Source organism: Pseudomonas sp. HN11, from assembly GCF_021390155.1.
Classification (GTDB): Bacteria; Pseudomonadota; Gammaproteobacteria; order Pseudomonadales; family Pseudomonadaceae; genus Aquipseudomonas.
The window spans coordinates 3,496,123-3,520,293 of the sequence record NZ_CP089985.1 but is presented as its reverse complement, the minus strand read 5'-3'; the positions used below and the strand labels follow the sequence as shown (position 1 = coordinate 3,520,293).

The window sequence follows — 24,171 nt, the reverse complement described above, 5'->3', positions numbered from 1 at the left end:
GCAACATCATGGGTTGAATGGCACTGGGACTCGGTGCCAGTCAATCTCAGCGTTTTTGCAGACTGCGCTCCATGCGCTGTAAACCTTCTTCCAGCATCGCCCGTGGGCAGCCGAAGTTCAGACGCACGAATTGCTGGCTGTCGTCACCGAACTCGATACCGGCGCTCAAGCCGACCTTGGCCTGTTCCAGGAAGAACTGCTGCGGGTCATCCAGGCCCAGGGCGCTGCAATCCAGCCAGGCCAGGTAGGTGCCTTGTGGCGCGTGCATCACCACGCCAGGCAGGCGGGTTTGCACGGCGTCGAGCAGGTAGTCACGGTTGCTTTGCAAGTATTGCACCAGCGCGTCAAGCCAATCACTGCACTGGCTGTAGGCCGCGCGGGTGGCTTCCAGGCCCAGTGGGCTGACGCTGTCGACCATGCCGCAACGGGCATTGTTGAAGCGCTCGCGAATCTCGGCGTTCTGGATCACGGCAAAGCAGGTCTTCAGGCCCGCCACGTTATAGGCCTTGCTCGCCGACATCAGGGTGATGGTGCGCTGGGCGATTTCATCGCTGAGGCTGGCGGTGGGGGTGTGGCGGCGGCCGTCGAAGCACAACTCGGCGTGAATTTCGTCGGAGATAATCAGCGCGCCGTGTTCCAGGCAGGCGTTGGCCACGGCCAGCAGTTCTTCGCGAGGGAAGACTTTGCCGATGGGGTTGTGCGGGTTGCTCAGCAACAGGGCGCCGGCGCCGGTCAGCGCCTGGCGCATGGCGGGCATTGGCGTGAGGTACTCACCGTTGACCCGTTCGAAGGGGACTTCGATGCGCGGCAGGTTCCAGTGGCCCGGTGCCAGGCGAATCGGCCGGTAGTTGGGGGTTTGCAGCACCACCGGTTGGCCCGGCTGGACAAACGCGTGCAGCGCCATATTGAAGCCGGGCTCGACCCCAGGCAAAAACAGCAGGTCTTCGGGCTGTACGCGCCAAGCGTATTTGGTCCACAGGTCAGCGACGATGGCTTCGCGCACATCTGGACCCGCCACGCTGTAGCCGAGAATCTGCTGGTCGAGACGCGCATGCAAGGCCTGCAGTACGGCGGGTGGGGCGGCGATGTCCATGTCCGCGATCCACATCGGCAAAACGTCTTGTGGGTAGCGGTTCCACTTGGTGCTGCCGGTGCCGAGGCGGGGGTGGATCGTGTCGAAATCAAAGCTCATGGGGGGCTCGTATCAGGAAGTCGGGCGCAAGAATGGCGCTGATTCTAGCGCCATTATTTTTATAGGCCAGAGCTGATTGCCACCGCGAGTTGCCGGTGTGCCTGTTCCAGGGCGCGACTGACCGCTTCTTCACCGCGCACCATGGCCGGCAGGTAGACGAAGTCCACCGAGTGGATGCCCACCGTAGACAGGATGGCGCTCATGTACGGCGTTAGAAAGTCCGGCTCATGGCCCTTGCGGGCGTTACCTGAGCTGACCAGCACAAAGGTGCGCCGGTCTTGCAGTAAACCGACTTTGGCGAACTGTTCATTCACCGTAAAACTGCGCTGGATGCGCACCACGTGGTCGATCCAGGCCTTGAGCGCCGCCGGCACGGTGAAATTATGCACGGGGGGCACAGGATCAGCAGGTCGCGCAACAATGCGCGGTCACTCAGGTAACGGATATGTACTCAAAACCAGCCTCATACCCAATCAGTGCTTAACCGGCGTCGGCAAGGTTACAAGGTTGACGTAGCCATCCCAGAATTTCTTCTGGTCCACGCCGAACACTACCTTGGCCTTCTGCGTGCCAGTCGGGGCGCCTTTCTGGTAGCCCAGTGCGCGGCCGTAGTCGGCGCCGAAGGTGGCATCCACATCGACCCACAGTTCCCGGGATTCGGTGACGATGTCCGGATTGACCAGGTACAGCGCCGGCAAGCTGTCCCAGGTAAAGCTGTGGTAGCTCGGGTCCTTGTCGAACAAGGGGCCGAACGCGTGCTTGTACAGATCGGCAATCGCGCCTTTCTGGGCAATCACGCGCTGGTACACCGTTTTGTCGAAGGTGACTTTCTCGCACACATCATTGGGGAAAATCACGTGTTCGATCGGCGAGCGCAACACGATCTTCGCGGCCTCCGGGTCGAACCACCAGTTGAATTCCGCCGCCGGCGTGGTATTGCCCGGAATCTCCAGGGCACCGCCCATGTACACGATGCGTTTGATCAGCGGCACGATATCCGGCGCCGAACGGATCGCCAGGGCGACGTTGGTCAGTGGGCCGACCGCGAGAATGGTCACTTGATGCGGGTTGGCGCGCACGCTGTCGACGATGAATTGCGCGGCGGTTTCCTTGCGCAATTGGGTGTGTGTCGCCAGGCCATCGGGTGGCGCGATCAACTGCTTGGGCGAAGTAGGGCGGGGGTTCTTGAATGCCCCCGGCCAGCCGGAGCCGAACAATGCCTTTTCCGCCTCGTAGGTGGCGTAGTCATGCAGCAGCGGGTAGGCGGCGCCGGAGTAGACGCCGACCGCTTTCTCCACGCCCATGCGTTCCACTGCCTTGAGCGCATCGACCTGCTCCTGGTCGACCCAGGCGTTGCCGCTGACCAGGGTCATGCCCAGCAGTTCGATGCGTTTTTGCGCGTGGAGCTGGGCGAGCATGATGAAGGCCTGGCCGTCATCGTTGAGCACGTTGAAGTCGGTATCAAAAATGACTTTCTCTGCGGCCTGGGCGGTGCCGGCACACAGGCCGACGGCAACAAGCAGCGCGCAGCTTTTCAGGAATCCTTGCATGGTGGCTTATCCGATAAATTGTTGTTGTTAACGGTTCACCAGTTTCGCCGGCAAGGCGATGACCAGGAAGCTGCTGAGGATCAGGCAGCCGGCGAAAAACCACAAGGCACCCGCACTGCTGCCCGTGACGTCGATCGCAACGCCCATCAACGAGTTGCTCACCAAGCCTGCGATATTTGCCACCGAACAGGCCAAAGCAAAGCCGGTGGCCGCCGCGGTGCCTTTGAGAAAGGTCGCTGGCAGGCTGAAGAACACCGGCACCGCGCCGATGATCGCCGCCGAAGCAATCGCAAACAGCGTCACCGTGGCTGCCACGTTATGGGTGAAGAAGGTGCTGGTGGCCATCGCCGCTGCGCCGATGAAAAACGGCACGATGATGTGCCAGCGGCGTTCGCGGTGTTTGTCCGAACTGGCGCCAATCAGCAGCATGCCGAGCAGGGCGGCGACGCTTGGCAATGCGGTGAGCACGCCGATATGAAAGGTGTCGGTGACCCCGGCGTTACGGATGAAGGTCGGCATCCAGAAGCCCATGGCGTAGGCGCTGAGCAGGATCGAGAAGTCGATTCCGCCGAGCATCCATACCTTGAGGTTGAAGAAACCATCGCGGAAGCTGTGCTTGCTGGCGGCGCCATCGGCGTCATCCTTGCGCAATTGGGTTTCCAGCAGGGCTTTTTCCTCGTCTGACAGCCATTTGGCTTGCTGGTAGGTATTGGGCAGGGCCCAGAAGGTCAGCACGCCAAGCAACACGCTAGGCACCGCTTCGATCAGAAACAGCCACTGCCAGCCACGCAGGCCGCCCATGTGGTCGAAGTGGCCCATGATCCAGCCGGACAGCGGGCCACCGATCACGCTGGAGAGCGGCAGGCCGATCATGAATAACGCGATGATGCGCCCACGTCGATGGGTGGGAAACCAGGTGGTCAGGTAGTACAGCACGCCCGGCAGAAAACCCGCTTCGGCCGCGCCAAGCAGAAAACGCAGGATATAGAACTGAGTCGTAGAGGTGACCAGCATGGTGCAGGCCGAGAGCAGGCCCCAGGTGATCATGATGCGCGCGATCCAGATCTTCGCGCCGACCCGCTCCAACACCAGGTTGCTTGGGACCTCAAAGATGATATAGCCGACAAAGAACAGCCCGGCGCCGAGGCCGAACGCGGTTTCGCTGAACTGCAACTGGTCGAGCATCTGCAACTTGGCGAAGCCGATGTTGATGCGGTCCAGGTAGGCGGCCAGGTAGCAGAAGCACAGGAAGGGAATCAGCTTCCAGGTGATCTTGTGGTAAAGCGTGTTGACGGGGTCTGCGACCGTGGTCGCGGGCGCTGCATTCGCAATGGGCATTGGGTGTCTCCTGGCGGTGACTTATGGTTTTTATACAGCCGCTTTTGTTCCAGCACTTCGGAGTGCTGTAGAAGCGACTTCCAAAGGCAGTGTCAGAAGACTGGGGTGCGAGCCCCAGTTTTATGCAAGACCGCACTCTATGGCGCAGTTCTTAATAACGCTTATTGCTCCCTGAACTTACGCATCGCCTCCTGTTTGCTCACCACGTCGCCATACTTGCTGTCGATATCGAACAGGTTGGCTTCATGGGGCGCCGGGTGTCGATCGCCGACGCATTCGCGCACGACGATGGTGCGAAACCCGTGTTGCACCGCATCCACCGCCGTGGCGCGGATACAGCCACTGGTGGAGCAGCCGGCCAGCACCACGGTGTCGATACCCTGGGCATGCAGCATCGGCGCCAGGCTACTGCCGAAAAACGCACTGGCGTACTGTTTGGTGATCACTACTTCATCGGCCTGGGGCAACACTTCGGCGCAGAACGCGGCCAGTGGGTTGCCTTCGACCATGTCTTTCATCACCGGGGCTTTTTTCACCCAGATCCCGCCATCGACGAAATGGCCGGGATGGTAGCGGATATTGGTGTGCACGACCGCAATCCCGTGGTGGCGCGCGGTGGCCAGCAGCTCGACGCTTTCTGTCACGGCCGTGACCACGCCGGATGCGAACAGCGGCGCGCCTTCGGTGGTGTAGCCCTGCATGAAGTCGATCATCAGCAACGCGGACTTTTTGCCAAAGCCGATGCGGTTGCCCCACACGCCCTGGTAGTTGGCGTCGGCGGATTGTTCACTCATCTTTCAACCCCCTCAGTAGGCACCGGAAAGCAGGGCGCCGGCGCCGGGCACGATGGGCTCCAGGTCCAATGCCTTAAGCATCGCGTAGGTGGTGGCAATGGCGGCGGTCAGCACCGGTTTGCCGGTTTGTGCCTCGACCTTGGCCACTACCGGCAGCGACTGCATCTGCACGCAGGCCGACAGCACGATCACGTCGACGCCTTCCAGGTTCATGCCGGCGACGATGGCTGGCAGGTTGGCCGGGTCGTGGCGGGCTACTTCAAGGTTGTCGGGGATCTCCAGGGCACGCCAATCCACGACTTCAAAGCCTTCTTCACGGATGTAGTTCACCACCAGCTCAGTCAGCGGTTTCATGTACGGCGCGACGATGGCGATGCGCTTGGCGCCCATCACTTTCAGGCCTTCGATCAACGCGCCGGCGCTGGTGATCACGGGCGCGTTGGCGTCGTTGTCGGCAGTAGCTTTGCGCAAGCGCTGTTCGGAGTTGCGGTGGTAGCCCAAGCCCATTGCCATGATCGCCACCAGGCACGCATAGCCCAGCACATCGACTTTGGCGTCGGACAGCTCGACGGCGCAACGGTCGGATTCGCCGTCCATGGCCGCCAGTTCTTCCTTGCGCACTTGCTTCATGCGCATGCGGCTGGAGTGAAAGGTGAAGCGCTCGGGGCGAATCGCCTGGCGCGCGGTGAGCATCGCCGGGATCTCGGTTTCCATGGTGGTGTTGGAGCTCGGCACGATCTGGCCGATGCGGTAAGGCTTCTGCATGGTGGTCTCCAGGGTTATTGTTCGAGGAAGTCGCCGAGGGCGTGGAAGAAACCGTCGAAGTCATCCCACGGAATCATGTGCCCGGCATTCGGTACGCGAGCGACTTGGGTGCTCGGTTGCAGCTCCTGAATCTCGGTAATGTCCTTATCGAGGATCACGCCGCCGCGCCCGGCCACCATCAACAGGGCTGGGGCTTTGAGGTGGGGCAGGTCCTGATGGAAATCCACTTCGTGGAAGTCATTGAAGGCACGCACGATGGCGGGCTCGTAGCAGGTGTGCAGCCATTCGGCGCGCAGTTGCAGTTGTTCCTGGGTCCAGGTGGCGCAAAAGGCGCGCATCGCTTCCGCGTCCATACCGACCAGGGATTGGCGGATGGAGTCGACGTACCACGGCAGTTTGCTCGGGTATTCGCGTCGGCCCGGACCGGAGACCGGCGGGTCGATCAGCACTACGCGTTTCACACCTTGAGGGTGTTTGACTGCACTACGCACGGCAAAGCGTGCGCCCATGGAGTGGCCCATCAGGTGGTAGTCGTTCAGGTTCAGCGCATCGGCGAAGGCACCAATGTCTTCGGCGCAGGTGTCCGCGCTGTAATCCAGCTCGGGGCCTGTCGATGACAGGCCCCGACCGCGCACATCCAGCACATAAGTGTCGAACTGCGCCCCCAGGCGCTCGGCCACGAAGCCCCAGGTGATCGCCGGGCTGGTGATGCCGGGGATCAGGATCAACGCAGGCCCCTTGCCGCCATAACGCAGGTAGTGCTGGCGAATGCCGTTGGCCTGCACGTTGCCACCATAGAGAAAGGTGCTCACGCGGCCACCCCCGATTTCAGCGCCTGGGCGTACAGGTCATAGCCATAGACCCAGGCCGGATCTTCCTGGGTGCGCAGCCAGGTGTTGGCGTTGGATACGGCCTGTACGCGGGATGCACGTTCCTTGCGGTTGGCCTCATAGAGTTCAAAGGCTGTGCGGTAGTCGCTGATGCCGGTTTCCTGCAGGCAGCGAGTGAGCATCGCGGCATCTTCGATGGCCATGCCGGCGCCCTGGGCCATGTGCGGCTTCATCGGGTGGCAGGCGTCGCCGAGCAGCACCAGGCGACCACGGCTCCACAACGGCAGCGGATTGCGGTTGCGCAGCGGCCATTTAGTCACGCTTTCGGTGGATTCGATCAGGGCCTGGACGGTGGGGTGGTAGCCCTTGAAGGCGTCGAACATCTCTTCGCGGCTGCTGTCGACGAACGCGCCCTGGAAGTCCCATTCGGCATGGGGCACGCCGGTCACGTAGTAGTACTCGTCGCGCTTGGCGGTGGTGTAGTAGACCATCATGTGGCGGTCTTCGGTCCACCACTTGATGCAGTCTTCGAACGCGAGGTCGTACTTGGCGAGCTGATCGCCACGGATCAGCGCACGGTGCGCGACCCAGCCGCTGTACAGCGGTTTTTCCACGCCGAGCAGTTCTTCGCGGATCCTGGAGTTGATGCCGTCGGCGCCGATCACGATGTCGGCGTAGGTCACCTGGCCGTCAGCGAAAGCCAGGCGTACCTGGGTGTCGGTTTCTTCGAGGGTTTCCAGGCGCTTGTTGAAGTGCAGGGTGCCGGGCTTGAGGGTAGACATTTGCAACGCATGCAAGTCGCCACGGTGCACGGTGATGTAGGACGCACCGTAGCCGGTGAGCGGGATGCGCGACAGGTAATCGCCGCTTTCGCCGCAACGGCTGAACCAGTGCTTGGGGTGCGAGCCCATCAGGTCCAGCTGCTTTTCGATGCCCATGCGGCGGAAGATTTTCATGATGTTGGGGCCCATGTGGATCCCCGCGCCCAACCGGGAAAATTCCGGCGCCTGCTCGTAGACATCCACGTCAAAGCCCGCTTGCTGCAACAGGGTGGCAGCGGCGGCACCGCCCAGGCCCGCGCCGACGATGGCGATTTTTTGAGTGCTTCCCATGGGGCGTGTCCCTCTCTCTTTGATTTTCGGCGGTATCTGTCCGCAAGGTTTTTAAAGTGTATACGCTCATTTTTTGAAATGGGAAGCTCAACCTCATAAAATTATTTTTGGCCATATTTATCCTGTGTAACGCTATTTTGTCTGTAAAAGCTGGGTATGTTTCGATAGGTAACGTTTTTGTACGCCGCTTGCAGTCTGTCTGTAATTCGGGTCTTATCGTCATTAAATGGCGTATACGCTATAAGATCGCACTAGAGTGAAGCGCAGTGCCTGAACTTGGTGCAGGCCCACAGGAGACAGGAAAATGCCGGTAAGCGATTGCGAACTGACCCAGATGTTTGAACACGTGCTGACGCTGTCCAAGGTCGACTCGACCCAGAGCGTCGCCGTGCTCAAGAGCCATTACTCCGACCCGCGCACCGTGCGAGCCGCGATGGACGCCGCGCAGCGCCTGGGGGCCAAGGTGTATGCGGTGGAGTTGCCGTCGTTCAACCATCCCAGGGCGATGGGCAACGACATGACCGCCTACTGCGGCGACACCGCGCTTACCGGCAATATCGCCGCCCAGCGTGCCCTGGAGGCCGCCGACCTGATTGTCGACACCATGATGCTGCTGCACTCGCCGGAGCAGGAGCAGATCCTCAAGACCGGCACGCGAATTCTGCTGGCGGTGGAGCCGCCGGAAGTGCTGGCGCGCATGCTGCCGACCGAGGAGGACAAGGTGCGTGTGCTGGCAGCCGAGCAATTATTGAAAAAAGCGCGTTCGATCCACGTGAAGTCTCGCGCCGGCAGCGACTTCCGTGCTGCCTTGGGGCAATACCCCTCGGTGACCGAGTACGGATTTGCCGACGAGCCGGGGCGCTGGGATCATTGGCCAAGTGGCTTCCTGTTCTCGTGGCCTAATGAAGAAACTGCCGAAGGCGTGCTGGTGCTGGACATCGGCGACATCCTGCTGCCGTTCAAGACCTACACCCGCGAAAAGATCACCCTGGAGATCGAAAAGGGCTTCATCACCCAGATCCACGGGGGATTCGAGGCTGAATACTTGCGCGACTACATGAAGTATTTCAATGACCCCGAGGTGTACGGCATCTCCCATATCGGCTGGGGCCTGCAGCCACGGGCGCAGTGGACGGCCATGGGCTTGCACGACAAGAACGACGGCATGTGCATGGACGCGCGGGCATTCTATGGCAACTTCCTGTTCTCCACCGGGCCGAATACCGAAGTGGGCGGGGCGCGCAAGACACCCTGCCATATGGATATTCCGCTGCGTAATTGCGATGTGTACCTGGATGATGAGGCCGTCGTGATCGCGGGGGATGTGGTTGCGCCGCAAGCCTCCCTCGCACGCTGATCATCGGTGTGGGGATGGAGTATCATGCCTCCCCACCTCAACCACCCACCGAGCTGCGCCGTGCCAGATTCCTACGTCTTTTCTGAACAAGTCGGCCACCTGCTGCGCAAGGCCTACCAGCGCCACCTGGCGATCTTTCAGCAGAATGTCGGCGACTCCCAGCTCACCGCCGTGCAGTTCGTCACCCTGTGCGCCTTGCGCGATCACGGTGCAAGTTCCCTGACGGAACTGGTCAAGGCCACCGCTGTGGACCAGGCGACCATTCGCGGCATCGTCGAGCGGCTCAGGGCCAAGGAACTGATCAGCCTGGAACCGGACCCGCAGGATAAACGCAAAGTGGTGGTCGACCTGTCCCCGGCAGGCGCCGAACTGGTTGCCCAGACCGCGCCGCGTGCCGCTCAGATCAGCGAATTGACCATGAGCAACCTCAACCCGGCCGAACGGGTTGCGGTGCTGTTCCTGTTGCGCAAGATGATCGACGACCCGCAGGAATAATCCCGGCTGGCATCGATCTTGCTCTGAGTTCATGTAGTAGCCACTTCATCCGTCAAGTGTGTCGTGAGACCCCAGGTCCGCGACGCTTTTTTTTGACTGCTTGATGAAGTGATTACTTCACCAACTGTTACGGGCGAAGCGAATGATCAGCCAGCACATCACGGTAACGCTTGAGGTCAATGGGCAAAAAAGCGACGTCAGCGCCATGGCGGACACGCCGCTGTTGCTGGTGCTGCGCAATGACCTGCAACTCAACGGCCCCAAATACGGCTGCGGCCTTGGGGAGTGCGGTGCCTGCACCGTGATTATCGATGGAATGGCCGCGCGGTCCTGCGTGTTTCCGCTGTCGGGTGCCGTAGGCCGCGAAATTGTCACCCTCGAAGGCCTGGGCTCGCGCCAGACGCCGCACCCGGTGCAACAAGCCTTTATAGATGAGCAGGCCGCGCAATGTGGTTACTGCCTCAACGGCATGATCATGACCACCAAGGCCTTGCTTGACCGTAATCCCAACCCCAGCGAAACCGAGGTGCGCAACGAGCTGTCGGGCAACCTCTGTCGTTGCGGCACCCATGTCGAAATCCTGCGCGCCGTGCTGCGTGCGGCCCGCCTGATGACTATGGATGGACGACCATGACCCACACCCCCCTTTCTCGTGACCAATGGCTGGCCAAGGCCGGCGTTTTGTTGATTGTCGATGATGTAATGCCGCCTTCTGGGCCGGTGGCCAAGGGCGATACACCTACGGTGAAGCCCAAGGAGCTGGGGCTGTTTATTGCGGTGAACGATGATGGTTTGGTGTATGCGTTCAATGGTCATGTGGACCTGGGCACCGGCATTCGCACCTCGCTGGCGCAGATCGTCGCCGAGGAACTCGACCTGACGATGGAGCAGGTGAAGATGGTGCTCGGCGATACCGAGCGTGTGCCTAACCAAGGGGCGACCATCGCCAGTGCGACATTGCAGATATCCGCGGTGCCCCTGCGTAATGCGGCAGCCGAAGCACGGCGCTTTTTGCTGAACCGAGCGGCGGGGCGCTGGGGTGTAAGCACCGCCAGTCTCAAGGTCGACGCCGGCGTCATCCTCGCGGCAGACGGGCGCACCACTACGTATGCTGAACTGGTGAGCGGCCAGCACGACCAACTGCGCATCAGCGGTGAAGCACCGCTGAAACCCATCGAAGATTATCGACTGGTGGGCAAGGGCGCCGCACGCGTGGACATCCCCGGTAAAGCCACTGGCGAGCTGACTTATGTGCACGACATGCGCGTGCCGGGCATGCTGCATGGCCGGGTGATTCGACCGCCGTATGCCGGTCTTGATTGCGGGGACTTCGTCGGCAATAGCCTGCTGAGCGTGGATGAATCGTCCATCGCCCATATCCCCGGCATCGTCGCGGTGGTGGTGATCCGCGATTTTGTCGGCGTGGTGGCGCTGCGGGAAGAACAGGCGGCCAAGGCTGCCAACGAATTGCAGGTGCACTGGAAACCCTGGAACAACGCTTTGCCGGACATGAGTGATGTCGAGCAGGCCATCCGCGATAATCCCCGCGTACGCCGCACCGTGCTTGATCAGGGCAATGTCGACGAAGCCCTGGCAAGCGCCAGCCAACGCATGCCGCGCACTTACCTCTGGCCGTACCAGATGCACGGTTCGATCGGCCCCTCCTGCGGCGTGGCGGATTACTCTCCGGCCGGCAGCCGGGTGTGGTCGGGCAGCCAGAACCCGCACCTGCTAAGAGCCGACCTGGCGTGGTTGCTGGAGTGCGACGAAGCGCTGATCGATGTGATCCGCATGGAGGCAGCCGGTTGTTATGGGCGCAATTGCGCGGATGACGTCTGCGCCGATGCCTTGCTGCTGTCCCGCGCCGTCGGCAAGCCGGTGCGCGTGCAATTGACCCGCGAACAGGAACATCTGTGGGAGCCCAAGGGCACTGCACAGCTGATGGATGTCGACGGTGGCCTCAACGCCGACGGCAGCATTGCCGCCTACGATTTCGAAACCAGCTATCCGTCCAACGGCGCACCGACTCTGGCTTTGCTGCTGACTGGACGTGCGGAGCCGGTGGCGGCCATGTTCGAGATGGGCGACCGCACCTCGATCCCGCCCTACGACATCGACAATATGCGTGTGACCATCAATGACATGGCGCCCATCGTGCGTGCCTCGTGGATGCGCGGCGTGTCGGCCTTGCCCAACACCTTTGCCCACGAGTCCTATATCGACGAACTGGCATTCGCCGCCGGCGTCGACCCGGTGGAATACCGCCTGCGCTACCTCAAGGACGAGCGCGCCATCGACCTGGTGAAGTCCACCGCCGAGCGCGCCAACTGGGCGCCGCGGACCGCGCCGATGCAAACCCCCAATGAGGACCATCTGCTGCGTGGCCGTGGTTTTGCCTACGCGCGTTACATCCACAGCAAGTTCCCCGGTTTCGGCGCGGCCTGGGCGGCCTGGGTGGCGGATGTGGCCATCGACAAGCAGACCGGCGATGTGTCGGTGACCCGCGTGGTGATCGGTCATGACTCGGGGATGATGATCAACCCGGCCGGAGTGCAGCATCAAATCCACGGCAATGTGATCCAGTCCACCAGCCGCGTTTTGAAGGAGCGGGTGACGTTTGAAGAGTCGACGGTGGCGAGCAAGGAGTGGGGCGGTTACCCGATACTGACCTTTCCCGAAGTACCAAAGATCGATGTGATGATGATGCCGCGCCAGGACCAGCCCCTCATGGGCGCGGGCGAGTCGGCGTCGGTACCCAGTGCGGCGGCGATTGCCAATGCGATCTACGACGCCACTGGCATTCGCTTTCGCGAGTTGCCGATCACCCCGGAGCGGGTATTGGCGGCATTGAATGCGGGCACCTTGGGCGAACCTGCCAAGTCGTCAGAGAAACGCCGCAAATGGTGGTTCGGCGCGCTGTTCGCCACATTGGGCGCGTTGCTGGCGACGGCTTGGCCGTTTCATCCTGAAATTGCACCGATTGCGCCACCCAGCGTCGGCACGTGGTCCAAGGCCACCTTGGAGCGCGGGCGCTTGCTGGCGGCGGTGGGCGATTGCGCGGTGTGCCATACGGCGCCTGGCGGCGCGACCAATGCCGGCGGGCTGGCGATGCAGACACCGTTCGGCACGCTGTATAGCAGCAATATCACCCCGGATGTAAAGACAGGCATTGGCGGTTGGTCGTATCCGGCGTTTGAGCGGGCGATGCGTGACGGTATTGGCCGTGACGGCCGCAATCTGTATCCGGCGTTTCCCTACACGGCGTTTCGCAATATCAACGATGCGGACATGCAGGCGTTATATGCCTATTTGATGTCCCAGGCGCCAGTGAGTCAGGCGCCAACGCCCAATGCGATGAACTTTCCGTTCAATCTCCGACCGTTGATGGCGGGTTGGAATGCCCTGAACCTGCGGCGCGGTGAGATCTCGCCCCAGCCTGAGCGCAGCGAACAATGGAATCGCGGCAATTATCTGGTCAACGGCCTGGGCCACTGCGCCGCCTGCCATTCGCCGCGCAATCTGATGGGCGCGGAGAAGGGTGGTAAGTCCTTCCTCGCCGGTGGTGTGGTCGATGGTTGGGAGGCACCGGCCCTCAATGGTTTGTCCAAGGCGCCGACGCCGTGGACCGAGGACCAACTGTTCACCTACCTGAGCACCGGCTATTCCGATGCCCATGGCGTGGCAGCGGGGCCGATGGGGCCGGTGGTGAGTGAATTGTCGAAACTGCCCAAGGCGGATATTCGCGCGATGGCGGTGTACCTGGCGTCGCTCAACGGTCATGCGGCGGCCGAGGCCCAGGTGGTGATGGCGGCCAGCGTGCCGAACCCTGACGGTCGACGTGTGTTCGAGGGTTCCTGCAAGGCGTGCCATGCGGATGGCCTGGGGCCGAAGCTGTTTGGGGTGAGCCCGTCGCTGGCGACCAATACCAACGTGCACAGCGATCGGCCGGATAATTTGATCAAGGTGATTCTGCAAGGCATCAGCAACCCGGCGACCCAGGAGCTGGGGTACATGCCGGGGTTCAAGGACAGCTTGTCGAATAGCCAGGTGGCGGATTTGGCGGCGTACCTACGCGGCAAATTTGCGCCGCATGCGCCGCAGTGGAAGGGCTTGGAACAGAAGGTCGCCCACCTGCGCGCCAACCCTGGTACGCACTGACACTGCGCGGTAAAAACTGTGGGAGCGTTTCTACAGGGGTACGGGCGATACCCCGCGCAGCACCAGGTCACTGATAAATCTCAGCCAATCCTGCTGCTGCCCCTTGTTCGCCAGGTCTTCACCGAGGAACGAGCTGAGGGTATGGCGGTTGGAGTTATAGAAGTAGCACAGCGAGGCAATCATCAAGTACACGTGCTTGAGGTCCACATCCTGACGGAACACGCCTTGGGCCTGACCCGCCTCGATGATCGGGCGCAGTACGCCGACGGCTTCCCCCGACAGTCTGCGCATCTCGCTGGACTGCTGCGCATGCTTGCCCTGGTGCAGGTTCTCGATGCTCAGGATCGCCACGAACTCCGGGTGCTTGACGTAGTAATGCCAGATGAATGCCACCAGGTCGCGCAGTGCCTGCTCGGGTACATCGAGGTTCAGCTTGAGTTTGCTTTCGGCTTTGTTGAATTGCTCGTAGATGTGCTCCAGCACGCAGACGAACAGGTGTTCCTTGCTGCCGAAGTAGTAATAGAGCATGCGGTCGTTGGAGTCGGCTTCTTTGGAAATGGTATCGACACGCCCGCCGGAATAACCGTCGCGGGTGAACACCTTGACCGCTGCCTGAAGGATGCGCGCGCGGGTCTGGTCGGCCTGTTGGGCGCGGATACCGGTTTTCTTGATCGCCATATCAGAGCGCCTTGCGCGACAGTCAGGGCGCGAAATATAGCATGGGCCTTTTCGCGTCCGTTCTATGACCGACAAGTTCTGTAATAAAAACGCCATTGCGCTGGGGATTAAATTCGCGGCGGGCTATTTTGGTGCGTCTCAATAACTAGAGTAGCCATGGATGAAATACCAACCCTTCAGCCGTACCTTGATAGCCGCCGCCCTGGTGTTGACGGTCAGTGGTGTGCAAGCCGCTTCACAGGCCCCGGTGGCCGGTGAAAACGGCATGGTGGTGACGGCCCAGCACTTGGCAACTCATGTGGGCGTGGATGTGCTCAAGGCCGGCGGCAACGCGGTCGATGCGGCCGTGGCCGTGGGCTACGCGCTGGCCGTGGTGTACCCGGCGGCGGGTAACCTGGGCGGCGGCGGTTTCATGACCGTGCAACTGGCCGACGGGCGCAAGACCTTCCTCGACTTCCGCGAAAAAGCCCCGCTGGCGGCCACCGCCAATATGTACCTGGACAAGGACGGCAACGTCATCGAGGGCCTCAGCGCCAAGGGACACCTGGCCGTCGGCGTACCCGGCACCGTGTCGGGCATGGAGCTGGCTCTGAGTAAATACGGCACCCTCAAGCGCGCCCAGGTCATTGCTCCGGCCATCAAACTGGCGGAAAACGGCTTTGCCCTGGAGCAAGGGGATATCGACCTGCTGCACACCGCTACCGGTGAGTTCGAAAAAGACAAGGACATGCGCGGGATCTTCCTGCACAACGGCCAGCCGATGCAGGTCGGCCAGAAGCTGGTGCAGAAGGACCTGGCCAAGACCCTCAAGGAAATCTCGGCCAAGGGCAGCGACGGTTTCTATAAAGGTTGGGTCGCCAAGGCTTTGGTGGATTCCAGCCAGGCCGGCAAGGGCATCATTACCCAGGCTGACCTCGACAAATACAAGACCCGCGAACTGGCGCCCATCGAGTGCGACTACCGTGGCTACCACGTGGTCTCGGCACCGCCTCCCAGCTCGGGCGGCGTGGTGATCTGCCAGATCATGAACATCCTCGAAGGCTACCCGATGGCCGACCTCGGCTATCACTCGGCCCAAGGCCTGCACTATCAAATCGAAGCCATGCGCCACGCCTACGTGGACCGCAACAGCTACCTCGGTGACCCGGACTTCGTGAAGAACCCGATCGAGCACCTGCTGGACAAAAACTACGCGACGAAACTGCGCGACGCCATCGAACCGCAAAAAGCCGGTGACTCGCAGGCGATCAAACCGGGCGTGTCGCCCCACGAAGGCAACAACACCACCCACTATTCCATCGTGGACAAGTGGGGCAACGCAGTGTCGGTTACCTACACCCTCAACGACTGGTTCGGTGCGGGTGTGATGGCAAGCAAAACCGGCGTGATCCTCAACGATGAAATGGACGACTTCACTGTCAAGGTCGGCGTGCCGAACATGTACGGGCTGGTCCAGGGTGAAGCCAACGCCATCGCACCGGGCAAGGCGCCGCTGTCGTCGATGAGCCCGACCATTGTGACCAAGGACGGCAAGGCCGTGATGGTGGTCGGTACGCCGGGCGGCAGTCGCATCATTACCGCGACCTTGCTGACCATCCTGAATGTCATCGACTACAAGATGAACATCCAGGAAGCCGTGGACGCGCCGCGTTTCCACCAGCAATGGATGCCGGAAACCACCAACCTTGAAACCTTCGCGGTGAGCCCGGACACCCAGAAGATTCTCGAAAGCTGGGGCCACAAGTTTGCCGGTCCGCAGGATGCCAACCACTTGGCGGCGATTTTGGTGGGGGCGCCGTCCTTGGGTGGTAAACCGGTGGGTAACAACCGTTTCTACGGCGCGAATGACCCGCGGCGTAACACGGGGCTGTCGCTGGGTTACTGAGGCCTGACGCGATAAAAACTGTGGGAGCGGGCAAGCCCGCTCCCACAGTTGTATGTAGGTTGGATTGAACATCCGTGCCGCTCCTGGGCTCTACCCCAGGAACCCTGGCAGGACCCCACCCATGAAAGCGCTGAAAATCGCCACCTTCAATATCAACGGCATTCGTGCTCGACTGCCGAACCTGCTGCAATGGCTGGCGCGGGACCAGCCAGACGTAGTGTGCCTGCAGGAACTCAAGGCCCCGGAAAGTCTGTTCCCCTATGCTGACTTCGAAGCTGCCGGCTATGGCGCGATCTGCCTGGGGCAAGCGTCCTGGAACGGGGTGGCGATTTTGGCGCGTGACGCCCAGCCGCTGGAAAGCCGCCGTGGCTTGCCCGGCGATGACGGCGACACGCAAAGCCGCTATATCGAAGCCGCCGTGCATGGCGTTTTGATCGGCTGCTTGTATTTGCCCAACGGCAACCCACAGCCCGGGCCGAAGTTCGACTACAAACTGGCTTGGTTCGAGCGGCTGATCGCCTATGCGAAGGCGCTGCACGCCAGCGAACATCCTGTGCTGCTGGCTGGGGACTTCAATGTGGTGCCCACTGACCTGGATATCTACAACCCCCGCTCCTGGCTCAAGGACGCCTTGCTGCAACCGCAAAGCCGCGAGGCTTACCAGCGTCTGCTGGACCAGGGCTGGACCGATTCCGTGCGCCATCTGTATCCCGATGAGCGTGTCTATACCTTCTGGGATTACTTCCGCCAGCACTGGCAGAAAAACTCCGGCCTGCGTATCGACCACCTTTTGCTCAACCCGACGCTCGCGCCTTATCTGAAGGATGCGGGCGTGGATGCCTGGGTGCGCAATGAACCCCACGCCAGCGACCATGCGCCGACGTGGATTCAACTGGGGACGCGAAAAAAGCGTTAACGGCGGCGAATCAGTTCAAGGGCTTCTGCCTTGCCCAGCGGTTGCTGCATACGTTGTGACAGACGCGCCATTGCTTGTTGGTGCTCGCAGGCGATCACCGCTTCAACCTGATCGTCATGGCAGAGCAGGGCGATGAAGTCATGCTGTTGCAGGTCGCCCTCCACATGCAGCCGGTTCCAGTGCTGTGGGTGCCCGAGCACTTCGAAGGTTTTGCCGAAATGGTAGGTCCAGAAGAACGGCACATTGGCATACGGCAGGGCTTCACCAAGCATATTGCGTGCTGCCAGCACGCCGAGTTGCTGGGCCAGGCGCCAGTGTTCGATGCGCATGGGCTGGCGTTGCCAGGGAAAGGTTGCGTTGTCGCCGGCGGCCCATAGTCCGGGTGCAGCCAGCAGGCTATCGTCGACTCGCAGCGAATGGTCTTCGGCTCTGGCGACGCCGTCGATAAAGTCAGTGGCGGGTGTTACGCCGACGCCCATCAGCACCAGGTCGGCTGCCAGGCGATTGCCGTTTTTAAGCAGCACGGTACTCACGGCGCCATACCCGTCCAGGCGCTCGGGTTCGGTGTTGCTGTGGAAAATCACGCCGTTGTCCTCGTGCAATTGGCGCAGGGCGGCACCGATGCGCTTGCCCAATGGCGCCGCCAGTGGGATCGCGTGACGGCTGACCACTTGCACCACCAGGCCGCGTTGACGCAGGGCCGAAGCCGCCTCCAGGCCGATGAAGCTGTCACCGATGATCACCGCGCAGGTGGCCGATGCTGCGGCCGCGCTGATGCGTGCGGCGTCTTCGCGGCTGCGCAGCACGAATACGTTGTTCAGCGCGGTGCCGGGTATGTCCAGTGGCTTGGCGTTGCCCCCGGTGGCGACCAGAGCGGCGTCGTAGTTGAACTGCCGGCCGTCAGTCAATTCGATGCGCTTGGCGATGGCATCCAGGCGCTGCACTTCGCCATGAACGTTCACCGTCAAGTCCAGCAGAGCCGGGGTGTCGTTGGCCGCCATTTCGCCGGCAATCACGAATTTGCTCAAGGCAGTGCGGTCGTAGGCAGGCTGCTGTTCTCGGTCAACCCACAGCAAGCGTCCGGCAAACCCGTGGCGTTTCAGGGCAGCCACGGCGGCGGCACCGGCGGCACCGGCGCCGATCACCACAAAACAGCGCGAGTCTTCACGGGGCGGTGTGAACGTGGCAGTGAGAGGTGCGTCGCCGACACTCACCACGCCATCGTGAACCTGCACCGGGTATTGCGTGAGCCCGGCCAGTGCCGGCGGTTCGCACACGGCGCCGCTGTCCACGGCGAACGCCGCTTTGTGCCAGGGGCACACGATGCGGCCTTGGCAGATGACGCCTTCTTCCAGCGGCGCGCCCGCGTGCGGGCAGTCTGCCTGGAAGGCCCGCACTTGGTCGCCAGTGCGAACCAGCAACAAGGGATGCGCCGCCGTCTCGACACGAACGCCCCGGTTTTCAGGCAAGTTAATCAGGCGGGCAACGATGCGCATATTCATGGGCCAGTCTCCTTTAGTGGGTTGACTGGCGGGCAGGGCGATAGACTGCGTTGACCCGATGGTCGGTCGCTAGGCCAGCAACTTCGCCACAGCGGAGAAAGCTGTGGCGCGGCGTTGTGTCCAGTCTCCACCGACCACCACCACTGGCTGCTGGTGCTGGCGCATCCAGTTCAGACTGGCCTGGAAAAACGCCTGGCGATCCGCGAGGTCCGGTTGGCAGCGTTGGCCGTCTGCGGTCCATTCCACATCCTCCGGCGATAGCAACAGGTGCAGGTCGTAGTGGCGCGCCAGCAATTCGCTGTCGAGCCAGGCCGGGTAGGCGCCGAACAGGGTCTGGCTCCAGAGTTTGTTGGTCAGCAGGTGGGTATCGAGGATCAGCAGTTCAGGCTGCCGGGCGCGAGCGGCGTCTTCCCAGGCCAGTTGGCCACGGGCGATGGCCGGGATGTCGGCCAGAGTGGTGTCACGTTGATGATCATCGATGAAATAGCGTACGTATTCACTCACCATCAATCCACCGAAATGGGCCTGCAACTCCGACGATAGCCAACTTTTACCGCTGGACTCGGGGCCGGCCAACACTACCACCTTCATGCGTGCAACGCCGGGTCGGCGCGCCATTCGCGCCAGCCTTGCACGGCGATCACGGTGAACAGCGCATAGAGCGCGGCGGTGAGGTAGAGGCTTTTGTAGAGGAACAGCCCGACGAAAATCACGTCCACTGCAATCCAGAGAGGCCAGCACTGCACGCGTTTTTGCGCCATCCACATCTGCGCCACCAGGCTGAAGCCGGTGAGGGCAGCGTCGAGCCAGGGCTGGGCCGCGTCCGTCCAGTGGGCCATGGCAGCACCGAGCAGCAGGCTGCCGACTGCGCCCACCGCCAGGCTGGCCATGATCGCCGGGACACCGAGGCTGGTGACCTGACGTCCTTGCTTGACCTCGCCGGCACGGGTCCACTGCCACCAACCGTAGACTTGCAACGCGGCGTAGACCACCTGCAACAACATGTCGGAATAGAGTTTCACGTCGAAGAACACCCAGGTGTACAGCAACACCATCACCAGCCCGATGGGCCAGCACCAGGGGTTTTGCTTGACGGTCAGCCACACGGCAATCACCCCGAGGGCGGCGGCGAACAGTTCAAGCCCGGACATGGTGATTCCTTGGGAGAGTGGGAGAGGGCGGTGATTGTAAACAAATCACCGCCGTTGCGCTCAGACCTTGAACTGACGCAGAAGGCCGTCGAGCTCTTCGCTCAGGCCGTGCAAATGCGCACTCGCCACACTCGACTGCTCCGCCGCCAGCGCCGTGCTGTGGGACAACCCGGCAGCCTGGGTAACGTTCTGATTGATGTCTTCCACCACGTGAGCCTGTTGCAGGGTGGCGCTGGCAATCGAGGCGTTGAGGCCATTGAGGTTGTGCAGCGCCTGACCGATGGCGGTCAGGCTGGCGCCGGCCTGGCCGGCTTGTTCGATGGTCAGTTGCGAGGCGCTGTGGCTATCGCTGATCACCTTGACCGCGGCTTCCGAGTGGCCCTGCAGGCGTTCGATCATGCCCTGGATTTCGGCCGTGGATTTTTGCGTGCGCTGGGCCAGCAGCCGCACTTCATCGGCCACCACGGCGAAGCCGCGGCCTTGTTCGCCGGCGCGGGCTGCTTCAATCGCAGCGTTAAGCGCGAGGAGGTTGGTCTGGTCGGCAATGGAGCGGATCACTTCGAGCACGCTACCGATCTGGGTGCTTTCGGCAGACAGGGTTCGGATGACTTCCACCGCCTGACTGATGGTGCCGGAGAGCTGGTCGATCTGCTGCAGGCTGCTGTCGATATTTACCTGGCCTTGTTGGGCCTGGGCCTGGGCGTCGCGCATTTCGCTGGCGGCGTGCTCGGCGTTCTTGGCCACGTCCTGCACACCGTAGGTAACTTCATTGATGGCGGTGGCCACCAGCTCCATCTGCTGCGACTGTTGCTGGCTGCGGTCATGGGCCTGGGTCGCGTTGCTGCCCAGTTCCTGGGAGGACTGCCCCAGGGCGTTGGCGCACACCTGCAATTGGCCCACCACCTGGCGCAACTTGGCGGTAAAACTGTTGAAGTGCTGGGCCAATTGAGTGACTTCGTCCCTGCCGTGGGTATCGAGGCTGCGGGTCAGGTCGCTTTCGCCGCTGGCGATATTACCCATGGCGTTCACTGCATCCTGCAAGGGACGCACGATGCTGCGCGCAATCAGTAAGACCAGCAGCGCCATTACCAGCGCGATCCCCAGTCCGATCAATGAGGCTTTCCAGACCTGGCCGCTGAACTCGGCCTGCACATCATCCACGTAGACGCCGGAACCGATGATCCAGCCCCACGGCTCGAACAGTTGGATATACGAGGTCTTGGCCACCGGCGCTTCGGCGCCCGGCTTCGGCCAGCGATAGTTGACGATGCCAGCGCCCTTGGCCTTGGCCAGGATCACGAACTCGTTGAACACGGCAAAGCCGTCGGGGTCGCGGATCGCCGAGAGGTTCTGGCCGTCGAGCTTTGGGTTGGCCGGGTGCATGATCATCACGGGGGTGAGGTCATTGATCCAGAAATAGTCGTCATGGTCGTAGCGCAAGCTGCGTACCACGCTCAAGGCTTGTTTCTGGGCGGCGTCGCGGGTCATCACGCCAGTGGTTTCGAGGCTGTGATAAAACGTCAGGATCCCGCTGGCGGTCTGGACCACATGTTGAGTCTGCTGGCGCTTGGCCTGGTACAGGTCGTCGTGGATCTGTTTGAGCATCAGCAAACCCAGGGCCAGCAGCATCAGCACGGCGACTATCAGGATCAGCCACAGGCGCCGGCTGATCGACATATTGCGCAAACTGTTCATCGTCCTGTCACTCCGTGCTTTTTATAATTGTGGGTGCTGCATCGACTTTTCCGACTTGTCTGATAGGCTTTCGGCCTGTATTCGGAAAACCTGAGTACTGTCTGATTTTTCACAAGATTTTTGCAGGCCAGGGTTGAAACTCAACACCGTGTCTTGTCGTCAGTGAACCATTAAAAAGATCAACAAGGCTTGCCATAGAGCAAGACCTTTGGGGGAAGCATGGATTTTTGGACCGCCATACAGGCTTTGATTCTTGGCGTTGTGGAGGGGCTGACCGAGTTCCTGCCGATTTCCAGCACCGGCCACCAGATCATCGTTGCCGACTTGCTCGACTTTACCGGCGACCGCTTCAACGCGTTCAATATCATCATCCAGCTGGGCGCGATCCTGGCGGTGGTGTGGGAATTTCGTGGCAAGATTTTCGAAGTGGTCAGCGGCCTGCCGACTCAGCGCAAGGCCCAGCGCTTTACCGGCAATCTGTTGATCGCCTTCGTGCCTGCGGTGGTACTGGGGGTGATTTTCGCCGACCTGATTCACCATTACCTGTTCAACCCGATCACCGTGGCCACGGCGCTGGTGGTGGGGGGCATCATCATGTTGTGGGCCGAGCGCCGCGAGCATGAAGTGCACGCCGAAACCGTGGATGACATCACCTGGAAAGATGCGCTCAAGGTTGGCCTGGCCCAGTGCCTGGCGATGATCCCCGGCACTTCGCGTTCTGGCGCGACCATTATTGGCGGCCTGCTCTTTGGTCTGTCACGCAAGACCGCCACCGAATTCTCGTTCTTCCTGGCAATGCCGACCATGGTCGGTGCGGCGGTGTATTCGGGCTACAAGTACCGCGACCTGTTCCAGCCTGCGGACCTGCCGGTGTTCGTCATTGGCTTTGTGACTTCGTTCATCTTCGCGATGATCGCGGTGAAAGGCCTGCTCAAGTTCATTGCCAGCCACAGCTACGCCGTGTTTGCCTGGTACCGCATCGCGTTCGGCCTACTGATCCTGGCGACCTGGCAGCTCGGCTGGATCGACTGGGCGGCGGCCAAGGCATGATGATCCAGCACCCACGCTTGAAGGCGGCGTTCTTTGTGCTGCTGTGTGCGGCGCCGTTGTTGGGTTCGGTATTGGTGTGGCAGCGCGGCGAGACCGTGATCCCGCTGGCGGCCTATGGCCTGGTCAGTGTGATCGCATTCTTCTTGTACTGGAGTGACAAGCGCAAGGCGCGCACCGACAGTTGGCGCACCCCGGAAAATATTCTCCATGCCGTAGAGCTGGCAGGCGGCTGGCCGGGTGCGTTGATTGCCCAGCAGGTGTTCCGGCACAAGACGCGCAAGGTGTCTTATCAGGTGTTGTTCTGGCTGATCGTGTTGCTGCATCAGGTGTTCTGGCTGGACCAGCTGTTCCTCGGTGGCACCTTGCTCTCAGTGCTCTAGCAACAACCCGATCTGCGTGCGCTTGGGCAGCTTGCGCACTACCAACTGGTGGGAACGCAGCAGCAAGCCACGCAATTCCTCAGCGCCCAGCGGGTAGGGCGTATTCATGATGATCCACTGCGCCCGCGCCAAATACGGCGCCGGGTGAATGCCGGGGCGGTCCACATGGCCGAGGAACAGCTCCTTGTCGACCTTGAACGCCAGCGACTCTCCGCGCAGGTTCTGCAATGCGAACATCTTGTTGCCTGCAATCGAAAACACCCGTACGCCACCCCATTTGTAGTCTTCCCGCGCGCCCGGCAGGCTCAGGCAGAACGTGGCGACGTCTTCGTCGGTCATCCTCATAGCAGTCGATCTCCACAGCCTTTGAAACCTTCTTCCAGGTAATCGATCCAGGCCCGAATGGCCGGCAATACGCCCCGGCGATGCGGATACACCGCTTGCAGCCAGCCGCCTGGCAAGGACCATTCCGGCAGCAGTTGCACGAGCCGGCCGCTGGCCAATTCCTCTTCGCAGTACATCATCGGCAGAACGGTGAAGCCCAGGCCCATGATGGCGCTGGCTTTGCGCACGATAAAGTCGTCGATACCCAGACGAGCTTCCATCGCCAGGTCGTGGGCGTTGCCATGAGGGTCGAGAATGCGTTGATGCACCAGGCGATCCGCCTCCAGTGCACCGAGGATCGGTAACTGCCTGAGGTCCTCCAGGGTCGCCACCTGGCGCCCGATCATCAGCGCAGGGCTGGCCACCAGCACGGTCTGGGCCTGGCGCAGGCGTTTGGTCACCAGCAACGGGTCTTCATCGCCCAGTTCGCGCACGCGAAGGGCGACATCGATGCCCTCGGCGACCAAGTCGACACGGCGGTTGACCAAGGTCATTTCCAGCTGCACCTGGGGATGAGCCGCAAGAAATCCAGCCACCATCTCCGGCAGAATGTGCTGAGCCATGCCGACCGGGCAGCTCACCCGCAGTCGCCCGCGGGGTTCACTGGACATGCTGGCCACGGCCTCATCGGCCATTTCCGCTTCCAGCAGCATCGCCTGGCAGTGACGCAGGTAGCGTTCGCCGACGGCAGTGAGGGTCAATTGGCGAGTGGTGCGTTGCAGCAGGCGCGCGCCGAGGCGTTCCTCCAGCTCGGCGATGCGCCGCGACAGCCTGGACTTTGGAATGCCCAACATACGCCCGGCCGCCGCGAAACCGCCGGCTTCCACGACTTTAGCGAAATAGTAGAGGTCGTTGAGGTCTTGCATGATCAACCTAGTGTCCTGTCAGTGGGACGAACTATCCGCGTCTGGCGTGTGCAAATCCACCAGAAAAAAAGCC

At 61.5% G+C, this 24,171-nt stretch carries 22 protein-coding genes and 1 pseudogene; 8 read left to right on the top strand and 15 right to left on the bottom strand.

The genetic code is table 11. The annotated features are described in order from the left end of the window. Positions 1 to 46 precede the first annotated feature (46 nt). The 8 genes and pseudogenes from LVW35_RS15725 to LVW35_RS15690 form a co-directional block, all read right to left on the bottom strand. Positions 47 to 1,192, bottom strand: a complete 1,146-nt coding sequence (locus LVW35_RS15725; protein WP_233891000.1) for a MalY/PatB family protein — start codon at positions 1,190 to 1,192, stop codon at positions 47 to 49. 59 nt (positions 1,193 to 1,251) lie between these two features. Beyond that, a pseudogene (locus LVW35_RS15720) lies at positions 1,252 to 1,604 on the bottom strand (NAD(P)H-dependent oxidoreductase); the annotation flags it as partial. Positions 1,605 to 1,665: 61 nt separating this feature from the next. Then, positions 1,666 to 2,742 (bottom strand): nucleoside hydrolase, encoded by a 1,077-nt coding sequence (locus tag LVW35_RS15715; RefSeq protein ID WP_233890999.1) that lies wholly within the window; start codon positions 2,740 to 2,742, stop codon positions 1,666 to 1,668. 27 nt (positions 2,743 to 2,769) lie between these two features. Then, positions 2,770 to 4,080 (bottom strand): MFS transporter, encoded by a 1,311-nt coding sequence (locus LVW35_RS15710; protein WP_233890998.1) that lies wholly within the window; start codon positions 4,078 to 4,080, stop codon positions 2,770 to 2,772. A gap of 161 nt (positions 4,081 to 4,241) precedes the next feature. Then, the gene (locus LVW35_RS15705; RefSeq protein WP_233890997.1) at positions 4,242 to 4,874 is read right to left on the bottom strand and encodes an N-carbamoylsarcosine amidohydrolase; all 633 of its coding nucleotides are present in this window, start codon (positions 4,872 to 4,874) and stop codon (positions 4,242 to 4,244) included. Positions 4,875 to 4,886: 12 nt separating this feature from the next. Continuing rightward, positions 4,887 to 5,639, bottom strand: coding sequence for a maleate cis-trans isomerase family protein (locus LVW35_RS15700; RefSeq protein ID WP_010210656.1), 753 nt, complete (start codon positions 5,637 to 5,639; stop codon positions 4,887 to 4,889). A 14-nt stretch (positions 5,640 to 5,653) separates the two neighbouring features. Then, positions 5,654 to 6,451, bottom strand: a complete 798-nt coding sequence (locus LVW35_RS15695; RefSeq protein ID WP_233890996.1) for an alpha/beta fold hydrolase — start codon at positions 6,449 to 6,451, stop codon at positions 5,654 to 5,656. Continuing rightward, positions 6,448 to 7,581, bottom strand: a complete 1,134-nt coding sequence (locus tag LVW35_RS15690) for an FAD-dependent monooxygenase (RefSeq protein WP_233890995.1) — start codon at positions 7,579 to 7,581, stop codon at positions 6,448 to 6,450. The genes LVW35_RS15695 and LVW35_RS15690 overlap by 4 nt, the downstream gene beginning before the upstream one ends. A 304-nt stretch (positions 7,582 to 7,885) precedes the next feature. On the opposite strand from LVW35_RS15690, the gene LVW35_RS15685 reads away from it, so the two are divergent. The 4 genes from LVW35_RS15685 (at position 7,886) to LVW35_RS15670 (ending at position 13,591) form a co-directional block, all read left to right on the top strand. After that, a complete protein-coding gene (locus LVW35_RS15685; protein ID WP_233890994.1) occupies positions 7,886 to 8,938 on the top strand; it encodes a 2,5-dihydroxypyridine 5,6-dioxygenase in 1,053 nt (350 codons plus the stop codon). A gap of 60 nt (positions 8,939 to 8,998) precedes the next feature. Continuing rightward, entirely contained in the window at positions 8,999 to 9,433 is a 435-nt protein-coding gene (locus LVW35_RS15680; RefSeq protein WP_326489610.1) for a MarR family winged helix-turn-helix transcriptional regulator, read from the top strand. A gap of 142 nt (positions 9,434 to 9,575) precedes the next feature. Continuing rightward, on the top strand, positions 9,576 to 10,067 hold the full coding sequence (locus LVW35_RS15675) for a (2Fe-2S)-binding protein (RefSeq protein ID WP_233890992.1): 492 nt from the start codon (positions 9,576 to 9,578) through the stop codon (positions 10,065 to 10,067). After that, positions 10,064 to 13,591, top strand: a complete 3,528-nt coding sequence (locus LVW35_RS15670; protein ID WP_233890991.1) for a molybdopterin cofactor-binding domain-containing protein — start codon at positions 10,064 to 10,066, stop codon at positions 13,589 to 13,591. Before LVW35_RS15675 ends, LVW35_RS15670 begins: the two co-directional genes overlap by 4 nt. A 30-nt stretch (positions 13,592 to 13,621) precedes the next feature. Here the strand turns inward: LVW35_RS15670 and LVW35_RS15665 are convergent, their stop codons facing one another. Then, positions 13,622 to 14,269, bottom strand: a complete 648-nt coding sequence (locus tag LVW35_RS15665; protein WP_233890990.1) for a TetR/AcrR family transcriptional regulator — start codon at positions 14,267 to 14,269, stop codon at positions 13,622 to 13,624. 160 nt (positions 14,270 to 14,429) lie between these two features. Here LVW35_RS15665 and ggt point away from each other — a divergent pair, with 160 nt between their 5' ends. After that, positions 14,430 to 16,154 carry a gamma-glutamyltransferase gene (gene ggt / locus LVW35_RS15660; protein ID WP_233890989.1) on the top strand — a complete coding sequence of 575 codons (1,725 nt, stop codon included), beginning with the start codon at positions 14,430 to 14,432 and terminating at the stop codon, positions 16,152 to 16,154. Between the two features lie 121 nt (positions 16,155 to 16,275). Then, the gene (locus LVW35_RS15655; RefSeq protein ID WP_233890988.1) at positions 16,276 to 17,070 is read left to right on the top strand and encodes an exodeoxyribonuclease III; all 795 of its coding nucleotides are present in this window, start codon (positions 16,276 to 16,278) and stop codon (positions 17,068 to 17,070) included. Here the strand turns inward: LVW35_RS15655 and LVW35_RS15650 are convergent. From LVW35_RS15650 to LVW35_RS15635, 4 genes are all read right to left on the bottom strand, one after another. Then, positions 17,067 to 18,572, bottom strand: a complete 1,506-nt coding sequence (locus LVW35_RS15650) for an FAD-dependent oxidoreductase (protein ID WP_233890987.1) — start codon at positions 18,570 to 18,572, stop codon at positions 17,067 to 17,069. The two genes, LVW35_RS15655 and LVW35_RS15650, sit on opposite strands and share 4 nt — an antisense overlap. A gap of 69 nt (positions 18,573 to 18,641) precedes the next feature. Then, positions 18,642 to 19,163: an AAA family ATPase gene (locus LVW35_RS15645; RefSeq protein WP_233896491.1), complete on the bottom strand. Its 522-nt coding sequence runs from the start codon at positions 19,161 to 19,163 to the stop codon at positions 18,642 to 18,644. After that, on the bottom strand, positions 19,160 to 19,723 hold the full coding sequence (gene pnuC, locus LVW35_RS15640; protein ID WP_233890986.1) for a nicotinamide riboside transporter PnuC: 564 nt from the start codon (positions 19,721 to 19,723) through the stop codon (positions 19,160 to 19,162). Before pnuC ends, LVW35_RS15645 begins: the two co-directional genes overlap by 4 nt. Positions 19,724 to 19,783: 60 nt before the next feature. After that, positions 19,784 to 21,418, bottom strand: coding sequence for a methyl-accepting chemotaxis protein (locus LVW35_RS15635; protein ID WP_233890985.1), 1,635 nt, complete (start codon positions 21,416 to 21,418; stop codon positions 19,784 to 19,786). A gap of 219 nt (positions 21,419 to 21,637) precedes the next feature. On the opposite strand from LVW35_RS15635, the gene LVW35_RS15630 reads away from it, so the two are divergent. Both LVW35_RS15630 and LVW35_RS15625 read left to right on the top strand, forming a co-directional pair. Next, on the top strand, positions 21,638 to 22,468 hold the full coding sequence (locus LVW35_RS15630) for an undecaprenyl-diphosphate phosphatase (protein WP_233890984.1): 831 nt from the start codon (positions 21,638 to 21,640) through the stop codon (positions 22,466 to 22,468). Next, complete coding sequence (locus LVW35_RS15625; RefSeq protein WP_233890983.1) at positions 22,465 to 22,848, top strand: DUF1294 domain-containing protein; 384 nt, start codon at positions 22,465 to 22,467, stop codon at positions 22,846 to 22,848. Before LVW35_RS15630 ends, LVW35_RS15625 begins: the two co-directional genes overlap by 4 nt. Here LVW35_RS15625 and LVW35_RS15620 read toward each other — a convergent pair. Both LVW35_RS15620 and LVW35_RS15615 read right to left on the bottom strand, forming a co-directional pair. Next, positions 22,837 to 23,193 (bottom strand): MmcQ/YjbR family DNA-binding protein, encoded by a 357-nt coding sequence (locus tag LVW35_RS15620; protein WP_233890982.1) that lies wholly within the window; start codon positions 23,191 to 23,193, stop codon positions 22,837 to 22,839. The two genes, LVW35_RS15625 and LVW35_RS15620, sit on opposite strands and share 12 nt — an antisense overlap. After that, a complete protein-coding gene (locus LVW35_RS15615) occupies positions 23,190 to 24,098 on the bottom strand; it encodes a LysR substrate-binding domain-containing protein (protein WP_233890981.1) in 909 nt (302 codons plus the stop codon). Before LVW35_RS15615 ends, LVW35_RS15620 begins: the two co-directional genes overlap by 4 nt. Positions 24,099 to 24,171: the final 73 nt, after the last annotated feature.

Bases quoted from the DNA above. Each gene is read 5' to 3' on its own strand.
- LVW35_RS15625 (WP_233890983.1), top strand. From the start codon at position 22,465: ATGATGATCCAGCACCCACGCTTGAAGGCGGCGTTCTTTGTGCTGCTG.
- LVW35_RS15685 (WP_233890994.1), top strand. From the start codon at position 7,886: ATGCCGGTAAGCGATTGCGAACTGACCCAGATGTTTGAACACGTGCTG.
- LVW35_RS15650 (WP_233890987.1), bottom strand. From the start codon at position 18,572: ATGAATATGCGCATCGTTGCCCGCCTGATTAACTTGCCTGAAAACCGG.
- LVW35_RS15705 (WP_233890997.1), bottom strand. From the start codon at position 4,874: ATGAGTGAACAATCCGCCGACGCCAACTACCAGGGCGTGTGGGGCAAC.
- LVW35_RS15715 (WP_233890999.1), bottom strand. From the start codon at position 2,742: ATGCAAGGATTCCTGAAAAGCTGCGCGCTGCTTGTTGCCGTCGGCCTG.
- LVW35_RS15655 (WP_233890988.1), top strand. From the start codon at position 16,276: ATGAAAGCGCTGAAAATCGCCACCTTCAATATCAACGGCATTCGTGCT.
- LVW35_RS15675 (WP_233890992.1), top strand. From the start codon at position 9,576: ATGATCAGCCAGCACATCACGGTAACGCTTGAGGTCAATGGGCAAAAA.
- LVW35_RS15690 (WP_233890995.1), bottom strand. From the start codon at position 7,581: ATGGGAAGCACTCAAAAAATCGCCATCGTCGGCGCGGGCCTGGGCGGT.
- LVW35_RS15700 (WP_010210656.1), bottom strand. From the start codon at position 5,639: ATGCAGAAGCCTTACCGCATCGGCCAGATCGTGCCGAGCTCCAACACC.
- LVW35_RS15725 (WP_233891000.1), bottom strand. From the start codon at position 1,192: ATGAGCTTTGATTTCGACACGATCCACCCCCGCCTCGGCACCGGCAGC.
- LVW35_RS15635 (WP_233890985.1), bottom strand. From the start codon at position 21,418: ATGAACAGTTTGCGCAATATGTCGATCAGCCGGCGCCTGTGGCTGATC.
- LVW35_RS15630 (WP_233890984.1), top strand. From the start codon at position 21,638: ATGGATTTTTGGACCGCCATACAGGCTTTGATTCTTGGCGTTGTGGAG.
- LVW35_RS15620 (WP_233890982.1), bottom strand. From the start codon at position 23,193: ATGAGGATGACCGACGAAGACGTCGCCACGTTCTGCCTGAGCCTGCCG.
- LVW35_RS15670 (WP_233890991.1), top strand. From the start codon at position 10,064: ATGACCCACACCCCCCTTTCTCGTGACCAATGGCTGGCCAAGGCCGGC.
- LVW35_RS15615 (WP_233890981.1), bottom strand. From the start codon at position 24,098: ATGCAAGACCTCAACGACCTCTACTATTTCGCTAAAGTCGTGGAAGCC.
- pnuC (WP_233890986.1), bottom strand. From the start codon at position 19,723: ATGTCCGGGCTTGAACTGTTCGCCGCCGCCCTCGGGGTGATTGCCGTG.
- ggt (WP_233890989.1), top strand. From the start codon at position 14,430: ATGAAATACCAACCCTTCAGCCGTACCTTGATAGCCGCCGCCCTGGTG.
- LVW35_RS15665 (WP_233890990.1), bottom strand. From the start codon at position 14,269: ATGGCGATCAAGAAAACCGGTATCCGCGCCCAACAGGCCGACCAGACC.
- LVW35_RS15645 (WP_233896491.1), bottom strand. From the start codon at position 19,163: ATGAAGGTGGTAGTGTTGGCCGGCCCCGAGTCCAGCGGTAAAAGTTGG.
- LVW35_RS15710 (WP_233890998.1), bottom strand. From the start codon at position 4,080: ATGCCCATTGCGAATGCAGCGCCCGCGACCACGGTCGCAGACCCCGTC.